The 11,970-nt window shown below is 68.3% G+C and carries 6 protein-coding genes; all 6 read right to left on the reverse strand.

What is annotated here, in order from left to right:
• Positions 1-39 precede the first annotated feature (39 nt).
• Complete coding sequence (locus ACWESM_RS24520; RefSeq protein ID WP_355073124.1) at positions 40-1,584, reverse strand: acyl-CoA carboxylase subunit beta; 1,545 nt, start codon at positions 1,582-1,584, stop codon at positions 40-42.
• The gene (pks13, locus tag ACWESM_RS24525; protein ID WP_452493792.1) at positions 1,581-6,842 is read right to left on the reverse strand and encodes a polyketide synthase Pks13; all 5,262 of its coding nucleotides are present in this window, start codon (positions 6,840-6,842) and stop codon (positions 1,581-1,583) included. Before pks13 ends, ACWESM_RS24520 begins: the two co-directional genes overlap by 4 nt.
• Positions 6,843-6,951: 109 nt before the next feature.
• Entirely contained in the window at positions 6,952-8,865 is a 1,914-nt protein-coding gene (gene fadD32, locus ACWESM_RS24530; protein ID WP_355073128.1) for a long-chain-fatty-acid--AMP ligase FadD32, read from the reverse strand.
• A gap of 190 nt (positions 8,866-9,055) precedes the next feature.
• Positions 9,056-10,099 (reverse strand): LLM class F420-dependent oxidoreductase, encoded by a 1,044-nt coding sequence (locus ACWESM_RS24535; protein ID WP_356963344.1) that lies wholly within the window; start codon positions 10,097-10,099, stop codon positions 9,056-9,058.
• Between the two features lie 170 nt (positions 10,100-10,269).
• Positions 10,270-11,262 (reverse strand): cutinase family protein, encoded by a 993-nt coding sequence (locus ACWESM_RS24540; protein WP_412808303.1) that lies wholly within the window; start codon positions 11,260-11,262, stop codon positions 10,270-10,272.
• A complete protein-coding gene (locus tag ACWESM_RS24545) occupies positions 11,253-11,750 on the reverse strand; it encodes a DUF732 domain-containing protein (protein ID WP_355073133.1) in 498 nt (165 codons plus the stop codon). Before ACWESM_RS24545 ends, ACWESM_RS24540 begins: the two co-directional genes overlap by 10 nt.
• Positions 11,751-11,970: the final 220 nt, after the last annotated feature.

The following is an 11,970-nucleotide window of genomic DNA, read 5'->3' on the forward strand; positions in this document are numbered from 1 at the left end:
CCGCGCCCCAAGGGGTGCGGCCCGATCGTGTACCGGTTGCTACAACGGCAGCAGGTGATGCTTGCGCGGATTGCGGGCAACGGACTTATCCCGCAAAAGCTGTAGCGCACGACGGATTTCCAGTCGGGTCGTCGACGGCTCGATGACCGCGTCGACGTATCCGCGTTCGGCGGCCACCCACGGCGTCGCCACGGTGGCGTTGTAGAAATCGATCATCTGCTGGCGAATCGCCGCCCGCTGGTCCTCGGGCGCGGCGTCGATCTGCTTGGCTCCGATCAAGCTGACCGCGCTCTCGGCGCCCATGACCGCGATCCGCGCCGTCGGCCAGGCCAGGTTCACGTCGGCGCCCAGCTGCTTGGAGCCCATCACGGCGTAACCGCCGCCATAGGACTTGCGGATCACCACGGTGACCTTCGGCACCGACGCCTCCACGTAGGAGAACAGGAACCGTCCACCGCGCTTGATGACGCCGATCTTCTCCTGTTCCACACCGGGCAGGAACCCGGGCGTGTCCACGACGAACACCAGCGGGATCTCGAACGCGTCGCACAGACGCACGAAATGCGCCGCCTTGTCCGAGGCGCGGGCGTCCAGCGCGCCCGCGTACACCATCGGCTGGTTGGCCACCACGCCGACGCTGCGACCGTCCACGCGGGCGAAGCCGGTGATGACGTTGCGCCCCGCCGAAGCGCCGAATTCGTGGAACGCGCCGTCGTCGAAGATGCGCAGCAGGATCTCGTGCATGTCGTACCCGGAGTTGTCGGAGTCCGGGACGATCGAGTTCAGCTCCAGGTCGGTGTCGGTGATCTCCGGCTCCAAGCCGGGATTCACGATCGGCGCCAGCTCCTGGCAGCTGGTCGGCAGGTAGCTCAGGTAGTCGCGCACCCACTCGAACGCGGCCGATTCGTCCTTGGCCACGTGGTGGATGTTGCCGTACTCCGCCTGGCTGCGCGCGCCGCCGAGTTCCTCGAGACTCACGTCCTCGCCGGTGACCTCACGGATCACCTTCGGCCCGGTGACGAACATGTACGCCTCTTCGGTCGCCACCACCACGTCGGTGTTGATCGGGGCGTAGACGGCGCCACCGGCGCATTTGCCGAGGATCATCGAGATCTGCGGGACCAGCCCGGACAGCGGCTCCTGCCGCCGCCCCAGCTCGGCGTACCAGGCCAGTGAGGTCACCGCCTCCTGCACGCGCGCGCCGCCGGAGTCGTTGATGCCGACCACCGGGCACCCCACCTTGGCGGCGTACTCCAGGATCCCGGCCACCTTGCGGCCGAACATCTCGCCGACCGAACCGCCGTAGACGGTCTGGTCGTGCGAGAACACCGCCACGGGCCTGCCTTCGACCAAACCGTGCCCGGTGACGACGCCGTCGCCGTAGAGCGCGGCGGAGTCGCCCGGTTTGCGGACCAGCGCGCCGATTTCCACGAAGGTTCCCGGATCGAGCAGCATGTTGATCCGGTCGCGGGCGCTGGGAATACCCTTCTTCGCCCGCTTGGCCACGCCCGCTTCACCCGCCGGCTCCTGCGCTAAATCCAGGCGTTTGCGCAGGTCGGCGAGTTTCTCGGCAGTAGTGCTCACTTGGCCCCTTTCGCCTCGATCGCGGCGAGCTTCGCGGTCAGGTCGGCTCCGATCTTGCCGATCCGCGGTTCGTCGATGATCTGCAGGTGGTCGCCCGCGATGTGGACGACCTCCAAATTCGGGATGTACTCGTCCCAGCCGCCGTTCGGCACCCGGTCGGCGAAGCGTGGCTCGAGCTCGATCATCCCGTCGTGGTAGCGATCGGCGAGGTAGAGCACGACGTTGCCGTCGTAGTGGGACGGTTGGGTACGGGCGAGGTGGCGACTATCGATCCACGAGGTGCGCTGGTGTTCGAGCACGCCACCGGGAATCTTCGCGCCACTGATCTTGATCAGGTCGCTGATCATCTTGAACTGCTCTTCGTCGGATGCCGCGGCCAGTGTCTCCAACTGCTCGCGGTCCAATTCGCCGTCGACGCCGTAAGTCTTCTTGGCGAAGGTTTGGTAGCGCTCGATCCGCCGCACCCGCTCCTCGGGGCTGTTGTCCTCGCCCTGCGTCGGAATGGCCAGATCGATCAGGCCGACCACGCGCACGTCCGCGCCCTCGGCCCGCAGCAGTTGCGCGGTCTGCATGGCAAGCACCGCGCCCAGCGACCAGCCGTACAGCACGAACGGCCCGTCACCCTGGAGCTTGCGCAGCTCGGGCAGGTATTGGCGGGCTCGTTCCTCGATGGAACCGTCGACCCGTTCCAAGCCGTACATCGGCGTGTCGGCGGGCAGACGCTTCAGCAGAGGCTCGTACACCAGCGTGTTTCCACCGGACGGATGGAACACGAATACCGGAACCGCGTTCGAGCCCTCCGCGCGAGCCCGAAGCGGACGCACGAAACCGTCCACATCCGCGCCGCTGTCCTGCAGGTTGCGAACGATGTCGGAGAGCTGCTCGATGGTCTCGCAATCGAGCACGTCGTCCACGGTGACCTCGGCCTTGACCCGCTCGGTCAGGCGCGCGGCCAGCTTCTCCGCGGTGTCCTCGTCGAGGATCGGCAGCGTGTTGAAGATGCCTCCGGCCGACTTACCGGTGACCACCGCCCAGGTGGCGAAGGTCAGGCGCTCGGCGGCGTCGCGCGGCGGGACGTCGTCCTCGTCGGCGGGCTGCTTGGCAGCGCCGCCGAACACGGCTGCGGGTGCGGCAGCAGGCTGGGGGGCGGGCGCCACGGCTTCGGGCACAGCGCTTTCCGGCGTAACGGAATCCGTCGGCGCGTCAGCCGGTGCTGCCTCGGGCGCGTCGGTCGTCTTGCCGGTGACCGCCGCGACCGGGTCGGCCCCGGTGGCCAGCGCCGCGCGGGCCGTGGCGATGAAATCGGAGTCGACGGCCAGCTCGCCGGTACCGCCCGCGGCCTTGTCTGCGGCCTGCTGATCCGCCATCGCCTGCACCTCGTCGCGGTGCTCGATCGCGTACCGCAGCACCTTGCCGACCTCGTGCAGGCTCGCGTCCCGCACAGCCTGTACCTGCAACTGCGGGATGTCGAACTCGTACTCGACCCGGTTCTTGATGCGCATCGCCATCAGCGAGTCCAGACCGAGTTCCATCAGCGGGATCTCCATCGGAAGATCCTCGACCGCGTAACCCATGGACTCCGCGACGATCAGCGCGAGCCGCTCCTCGACGGTCTGCGTGCCGTTCGGATCCCACCGGTCGCCGAAGGTTTCCACCACCTCGATGTCGGCGTCGCCCTGGGGCTGCGCGGCGGGCACCGGGACCGTTTCGATCGCAACGGGTTCCGGCAGCGGAGCACCGGAGGTGACCACGGCGTCGAACACCAGGCGGAAGGCGCTGCCCTCCTTGGCATGCACCTGCACCGAGGCGCCACCGGGATGCGGGGTGAGCGTGGTGGTGAGCGTGCCCGCGGCCGGGATCGGCGCGTGCGGGATGGACGCGCCCAGCGACACGTCGCTGAGCACCTGCGCCGCCGCGGCGCGCACGAGTCCGGCGAGATCGGTCACCGAGGAGGCCTGGACCTCCCAGACGTGCCTGCCGTCCGGCAGCGCCACGTGCGCACCGGGAACCCGGCCGTTGCCGCCCGAGGACAGCTGGACCTTCGGCCAGTACTCCTTGCGCACGAACGTGGTACGCGGAACGTCGGCGTACTCGCCTGCACCGAGCAGCGAGAACAGATCCACCTTGTGCCCGTGGACATAGAGCTGGGCGAGCGCGGCGATCACACCGGCGGACTCGTCTTCTTTGCGCTTGAGCGTGGGGATGAGCTGCGCGTCGTGCACGCCCGCGGCGAAGGTGGTGCCCAGCACCTGCATCAGCGCGACGGAATTCGGCGCCAGCTCCAGGAAGGTCGTGTGCCCCGCGTCCACGGCGAGCTTCACCGCGTTGGTGAAGTACACGCTGTGGCGCATGTTCTTGACCCAGTAGTCCTCGTCGTGGATCGGGTCGTGACCGGAGCGGAAGAACTCTTCCTTGTGCACCGTCGAGTACAGGCCGGTCTTCAGCTTGGTCGGCTCGATACCGGCCAGCTCCGCGGCCAGCTCGCCGAGCAGCGGATCCATCTGCGAGGTGTGGCCCGCACCGCGGGTCTGCAGCACCCGGGCGAACTTGCCCGCCGCCTCCACCCGGGCGACGATCGCCGCGACCTGGTCCTGCGGACCGCCGATCACCGTGTTCGTCGGCGCGGCGTACACCGCGACCTCGACGTCCGGGTATTCCGGCAGCAGGTTCGCGACGTCCTCGGCGCTGTACTCGATGAGCGCCATGTTGCGCACATCGTCGTCGCTGATCATCTGCTCGCCCTCGCCCATAAGGCGGGAGCGAGCGCAGATCACGCGCACCGCGTCCTCGAGCGAGAGACCACCGGCGATGTACGCGCCGGCGACCTCGCCCATGGAATGACCCACCACCGCATCGGGTTCCGCGCCGTGCGCGCGCAGCAGCGCCGCCAGGCCGACCTGGATGGTGAAGATGCCGACCTGCGAGGTGCCGACGTTGTAGTCCTGGCTGTCGTCGAGGAACAGTTCGCGCACCGAATATCCGGCCTCGTCCTGCACCAGCTCGTCGACCTCGTCGACGGCCTTCGCGAAGATCGAGTTCTCCAGGTACAGCTGCTTGCCCATCTTGCGGTGCTGCGCGCCGAAACCGGCCAGCACCCACATCGGGCCCATGGCCGCGGGCGCGTCGGCGGTGAAGACGCCGGTCCCCGGCTTGCCCGCCGCGATGGCGCGCAGTCCGGCGATCGCCTCTTCGTGCGTCTTCGCCAGCACCACGCCGCGCGAACGCCAGTGGCTGCGCTTGGCCAGCGACCGCGCCACATCGGCGAGCGGAGTCTGCGCGCCCGCCTCGGATTCCAGCCAGTCGGCCAGCTCGGCGGCGGCACGACGACGCCGCGAAGGCAGATAACCCGACACGGGCAGGATCTGGGGCAGCGGCTCGGTGCGCTCGGCGGTCCATTCCGCGTCGGCTTCGGCCGCCTCGGCCACGGCGTCGCCTGCCGCGGATTCCGTCTCCGCGTCGACGCTCTCCGCCACCGCGTCCTCGTCCAGCCGGGCCTCGAGTTCGGAGAACGGAGCCTCGGTCTCGGTCGCGGTCGGTACGTACTCCTGGACGACGACGTGCGCGTTGGTGCCGCCGAATCCGAAACCGGAGATGCCGATGGTCGCCTTGCCGCTGTAGCGGGGGAACTCGGTGGGCTCGTCGACGATCTTCAGGTGCGCCTGATCCCACGGGATGTACGGGTTCGGTCCGGCGTAGTTGATGTTCGGCGGAATGACGTTGTGGTGCAACGACATGATCACCTTCGCCAGGCTCGCCGCACCGGCGCCGGATTCCAGGTGACCGAAGTTGGTCTTGGCCGAACCGAGCAACGCGGGCTTGTCGGCCGCACGTCCCCGGCCGACCACCCGGCCGAGCGCGTCGGCCTCGATCGGGTCGCCGATCAGGGTGCCGGTTCCGTGCGCCTCGATGTAATCCACCGCCGACGGCGCGATGCCCGCGTCCCGGTAGGCGCGACGCAGCACTTCTGCCTGCGCGTCGGGATTCGGGGCGAGCAGACCGTTGGACCGCCCGTCGTTGTTGACCGCGGAGCCCTTGATCACGGCGTAGATCGTGTCGCCGTCGCGTTCCGCGTCGGCGAGCCGCTTCAGCACCACCAGACCGCCGCCCTCGGAGCGGACCATGCCGTCGGCGTCGCTGGAGAATGCCTTGATGTGCCCGTCCTTGGCGACGCCGCCATTGGCGTCGAAACCGAGCGTGGCCATCGGCGCGAGCAACATGTTCACGCCACCGGCGAGCGCCAGGTCGGCGTCACCGCTGCGCAGCGCCTGCACCGCCTCGTGCACCGCGACCAGGGTCGAGGAGCAGGCGGTGTCGACGGCCACCGACGGACCGCGGAAGTCGAAGAAGTAGGAAACCCGGTTGGGGATGATGGACGTGACGCTGCCCATGATCGCGTAGGCCTCGGCCGATACCGGCACGCTCGGATCGCGCTCGCTGCCGAGGCCGAGCGCCGCGAGCAGCATGAAGTCGTTGCCCGACGAGCCGATGAACACGCCGACCGGCTCGCCCTTGAGTTCGCTGGCCGGAATCCTGGCGTGCTCCAACGCCTCCCAGGTCAGCTCCATCATCAGGCGCTGCTGCGGATCGACCCGCTCGACCTCGACCGGCGACATGGCGAAGAACTCGGCGTCGAAACCCTTGACGACGTCCTGATCGAGATAGCCACCCCTGGTGTTGGCGTTCTCGACCGCTTCCGCCAACTGCGGCTCGGCCAGGAACTCCGACCAGCGCCCTTCGGGCCGCTCCCGGATGCCGTCACCGCGTCCGATGAGAAATTCCCACGTCGACTCCGGAGTGTCGCCCGCACCGGGCAGCCGCGTCGACAGACCCACGATCGCGATGTCGTGTGCCTCACCCGGCGCGTAGCCCGCCGTGTAGAAGGCGTCGTCGGACGACTCCGCGGGCAGCTCCGGCTCGCCGTTGATGATCCGCTCGGCCAGCGAGGCGATGGTCGGATGCTGGTACACGATCGTCGCGTTCAGCATCACGCCGGTCAGTTCCTCGATGTCCCCGCCGAGGGCGATGGCGTCCCGCGAGGCGAGCCCGAACTCCTCCATCGGCCGGTCCACGGTGATCTGCTCGATCGGTTGCCCGGTCGCCTCGGAGACCCAGCGCCGCAGCCACTCACGCAGCTCCGCCACCGACATGTCGGTCTGCGCGCCGCCCTTCGCGGACTCGGCCGGGGCCGCCGCGTCGGCGACGGTCTCCACGGGTGGGGCGTCGGTCGTCTGGGTGGGCGTGCCCTCGTTGTCAGCCATCAATTCCTCAAGCTACCTGTCTGCGTACCGGGCGTACCGTGTTTGATGCTCGGCGCTCGAGAAGCTCGGCGCCGAGCGTCGATGGTCGGTCCGAGGCCGCCCCTGGCAATTACTCTTCCGGTGCATCGGGGAAAGCCTGCTGGGTGTAACCACCCCGCAGCGTTCCCTCCAGATAGGCCGCCCGGCAGGCGCGGCGGGCGATCTTGCCGCTGGAGGTGCGCGGGATCGATCCCGCTGGCACCAGCAGCACGTCTCGAACGGTCACGCCGTGGCGCTGGGAGATCGCCGCGCGCACCGCGTCGGCGATCGGCAGCGGATCGGCCTTGCCCGCACCGGGACCGCGCTCACCCACGATGACCAGCTGCTCGGACGCGTCGTCGGCGTCGAACTGCAGGCCGGAGTGGCTGCCCTGCTCGAACACCTCGGCCGGGAGCTGGTTGGCGGGCACCGAGAACGCCGCCACGAAGCCGGGACGCAGCGCGGTGCTGGCCTCCTGCGCGGAGAACTCGAGATCCTGCGGGTAGTGGTTGCGACCGTCCACGATCACCAGGTCCTTGACCCGGCCGGTGATGTAGAGCTCGCCCTCGAAGTACACGCCGTAGTCGCCGGTGCGCATCCAGTTCGCGTCCGGCTCGGTGCCCTCGGCGTGGCTGCCTTCGGACAGGCGCTCGGTGACCTTGTTCTGGAACGTCGCCGCCGTCTCGTCGGGACGGCCCCAGTAGCCGATGCCCATGTTGTTGCCGTGCAGCCAGATCTCGCCGACGTGCCCGTCGGGCACCTCGCGACCGCCGCCCGACTCCACCGACTCCGGATCGATGATCGTCGCCCACTGCGAGAGCGCGATGTAGCCGCAGGACACCTGCGCGATCGCGTTCTCGTGACCGGGGTCGACCTTCACCATGCGGCCCGCGTTGAGTTCCCTGCGGTCGACGTAGGTGACCTTGGCCTCGTCCTCGGCCTTGGTGGCGGAGACGAACAGCGTGGCCTCGGCCATGCCGTAGCAGGGCTTGATGGCGGTCTTGGGCAGCCCGTAGGGGGCGAACGCCTCGTTGAACTTCTTCATCGACGAGGTGGTCACCGGCTCACTGCCGTTGATCAGGCCGATGACGTTCGACAGATCCAGCGACTCGCCGTTCTTCGGCAGACCGCGCGCCGCGGCGTGCTCGAAGGCGAAGTTCGGTGCGGCGGCGAAGGTTCCGGCGCCGTCGGAAACCGCGGCCAGCTCCTTGATCCACCGGTAGGGGCGGCGCACGAACGCGCTCGGCGACATGATGGTGATGTACTTGCCGCCCACCGCGGGCAGGATCACCGTCAGCAGGCCCATGTCGTGGAACAGCGGCAGCCAGGTGACGCCGCGTGAGTTCCAGTCCAGGTTGATCGCGTCGACCATCTGCAGCAGGTTGGTGCCCACCGCGCGGTGCGTGATCTCCACACCCGCGGGCACCCGGGTGGACCCCGAGGTGTACTGCAGGTAGGCGATGTCGTCGATCGCGATGTCCGGGCGCACCCAGCTCTCGCCGACGCTGTCGGGAATCGCGTCCACCGCGATGATGCGCGGGCGCTGGGCGGCGGGCAGCGAGCGGAAGAACTGCCGGACCCCGGCCGCGGAGGAGCTCGCGGTCAGGATGGCCGAGGGCTCACAGTCGCCGAGCACCGCGTGCAGGCGATCGGTGTGGCCCGGCTCGTCCGGGTCGAACAGCGGGACCGAGATGGTGCCCGCGTAGATCGCGGCGAAGAAGGAGATCACGTAATCCAAGCCCTGCGGCGCGAGGATCGCGACCCGGTCACCCGGGTTGGTCACCTGCTGCAGTCGAGCGGCCACCGCGCGCAGCCGAATACCGAACTCACGCCACGTCAACTCCTGCGCCTCACCGTCGCGCTCGCGCGAGTAGTCGATGTAGCGATACGCCAGGGTGTTCGCGTCGTTCCGGGTGTGCTTCTCGACGTGATCAACCAGGGTGTGATCCTCGGGAATGCGGATGTTCCCGGTTTCGTCCAGGTAGTCGTCGAAAGTCTCTTCCATTCCTTCTTCTCCTCCGAGGCACACGCAGCAAGACGGCGAGATCGCCGCTTTTACCTGTGAGGCCCCGACTCGCTTTCGCCCGCGGGTGCTCCAAGTGCAGAGCCAGCCTGCAGATTTTGTGCGGTCTGCGCGGTGACCGCTTATCGGCTAGATGTACTCAAACCAGAGTCATGTTACAGAGAAGACCGGCTCACTCGTCCCGCAGCAGGGGAATAACGGGGGCGAACGCGTCCATCTGGGTGGGGAATACACCGACATAGGACATCGAGGTGAGCTGCCGCACACGGCGGATCTGCTCGGCGATCTCCTCGAATGTTCCGATCGCCACGTAGGGCGAGTTGAGGATGTCCTCGACGGACAGCTGCACATCGACCTCCAGGTTCGGGTGCAGTCCCCGGTCCAACGCCGACAGCGCCATCTCCGCGGTCTTCTCGCGATCGTCGGTGATCACGATGGCGGTGATGGCCCAGTTCAGCTCGATGTCGGCGAACCGGTCACCGGCGGCCTCCTTGATCAGATTCACCTTTTCCACGGCCTTCTCGATGGTGATACCGGAGAGCAGGCCCTTGCCGTTCTTGGTGGTCACGGGAACGACGGAGACGATGTCGGCGTGCTTGGCGGCCAGTCGCAGCATCTTCGGACCGCCGCCGCCGGTGCAGATCGGGGGGCGTGGGCCCTGCCGCGGCCGTGGGGTCCCCTTGACGCCGCGGACCTGGTAGTGCTTGCCCTCGAAGGTGCACTCCTGGCCGCGCAGCAGCACGTCGAGAATGGTCAACGACTCGTCCAACTTCTCCAGCCGGACACCGGGCGACTCGTACGGGATGCCCGCGTTCTCGAACTCCTCCTTGATCCAGCCCGCGCCGACGCCGACCTCGAGCCTGCCCTTGGACAGCACGTCGATGGTCGCCAGATCCTTGGCCAGCACGACGGGGTGGCGGAAACCGTTCGCCAGCACCGACGTGCCGAGCCGGATCTTCTCGGTGGCCTGGGTCAGCGCGCCGAGCGCGGCGATCGGCCCGATCTGCTCACCGAGGTGGTCGGGCACCACGAAGGTGTCGAAGCCGTACTCCTCGGCCTGCTGAGCGGTCTGCACGAACTTCCGCGCGCCGCCCTCCTGCTTGTTTCCTTCCCCGGCCGCCGCGAAGCGGAACGGGCGCAACGGAGTGCCCAGCGCGGACAACGCAGCATCCGCGTCACGGCTCGCCGTGGTGGCCGGTGCGGCGGCTTCTGTCATGAACTCATGCTCCTGGCTGTAAGGAAAATACGGGCGCGACGCCCGCTTCGGGTCCGCGCTGGGGTGGTGCCCGGCGTCGCGATCACCAGCGCACTTTACAGCGTGCTACCCAACTCGAGTTGCGCTTGTCACGCCAATCGGGTGCGGGGTATCTCACGGCCTGTGAATTTTCACGAATGAGCCGGATGCGGCGCTGTCTCGATGAGTCCGGCCGCCCAGTTCGCCGTCCACTGCGTCGCGGTGTTGCCGTCGCCGTCGACGACGAAACTGTTGTAGAGGGTGTGCACCGGGTTTCCCGCGGCCCGGACCAGCGTGTTCACGCTGCCCAGGATGTTCCACGGACTCAGCGCCTCCCGGGGTGCGTCGCAGATCAGATCGCCGGGCGCGCACATGGTGTAGGTGCGACCGGCCAGCGTGCCGAAGCCCCCTTGACGCGGACCGGTCATCGTGATGCCGGGCACGTTCAACCCCTTCAGCGCGACTTCGGCACCCACACCCGGCGGCGGGGTGCCGATCTGGATCGCCTGGCCCGGGCCGTTGTCGCCGGTACGGCGTCCGTCGGCGATCAACGTCACGCCCAGCACCAGATCGGCGGGCACCGGGCCCGCGCCCGCACCGATCTGCGCGGCGACGTCACCCGCGATCACCGCGCCCTGGGAGAACCCCGCGAGCACGTAGGTGGTCAGCGGGCACTCCTGGTGCCGCGCGGCCATGGCGTCGACCATCCGCTGGGTGCCCTCGGATCGGCTGTTGTTGTACGACTGCTGGCCGTCCGGCGGGATCGCGATCGGATTGGAGAACTGCGCGACGTACGGAACGGTGTACACGTCCACCCGCTCGCTCGGGAACCGCTGGGTGATCGGGCCGGAGACGTTGAGCATCAGCGACACCGGGTTGGCGGTCGGATTGTGCGGATCGTCGGCGCTGTTCGACTCCCACGTGCCGGGCACCGAGATCATCTGCACATCCGGACAGCTCGCGGGCTGCGACGTCGGGCGTTCCGGCGGTTTCGGCCCGGGGCCGGGCGGGCGCAAACGCCCTGCTAGCAGGTACCACAGCAGCAGGACCACCAGGATGATCAGCAGGATGCCGCCGATCACGAGCAGGCATCCCGCCGGCTTGGACCGGCGGGAGGTCGAACGGACGCGCGAACTCACTGGCAGTACGTGGCGCGAGCGGTGGAGATGTAGATCTGCCCGGCCTTCTCCACCGGCATCTTCGCCGGGTCGAAGGACGGATCCGAACCTGCCATGGCGTTGACGAAGGTCATCAGATCCTGATCGGACGCGCCCGCGGCGGTGCCCTGGCAGACGTACGCGCCGATGCTCAGCGCGATGTCCGGGCTTGACGGGGTGACACCCTGCTTGGCCAGCTCATCCAGGAACTTCTTGTCCTTGTCGGTGAGCTTCGAGGTGTCCGCGGGCGGGACGGCTTCGGTCGGCACCGGCTGCGGACGCTCGGGCGCCACCGTCGTGGTGGGCTGCTCCGGCGCGGGAGCGGGCTGGCCGGTTTCGGCGGGTGTCGAAGCGACCGGCGACGTGGTCGCCGCCGCTGCCGTCGTGGTGCGGGTAGGCGATGGCGTGCTCGTCGCGGTCGAATCATTGTCGCCGCACGCGGCGAGCAGGCCGGTTGCGGCAATCGCCACAACCACGCCGAATACCTTTCCACGGGTCCGATGCATGAATTCTTGTCCTCGATCTGTCACTGAGCGGGGTCGGGTCGCCCACCAGGCTAGCTGGGTCCGATTTGCAGCGCCTGCGGCGCTGCGTGTTCGCGGCCCCTTTATGGCTCGCGTCCGAGCGACCGCCGCTGGCGACTTCGTCGCGAAACCGGGTCCGGGTCGTCATCGACCACCGACGCGCTTCCTGCTC

The sequence above is a fragment of the Nocardia sp. NPDC003999 genome, from assembly GCF_053604885.1.

What these genes read in the sequence shown, in the direction of transcription:
- pks13 (WP_452493792.1), bottom strand. Translation starts at nt 6,842, where the DNA reads ATGGCTGACAACGAGGGCACGCCCACCCAGACGACCGACGCCCCACCC.
- fadD32 (WP_355073128.1), bottom strand. Translation starts at nt 8,865, where the DNA reads ATGGAAGAGACTTTCGACGACTACCTGGACGAAACCGGGAACATCCGC.
- ACWESM_RS24535 (WP_356963344.1), bottom strand. Translation starts at nt 10,099, where the DNA reads ATGACAGAAGCCGCCGCACCGGCCACCACGGCGAGCCGTGACGCGGAT.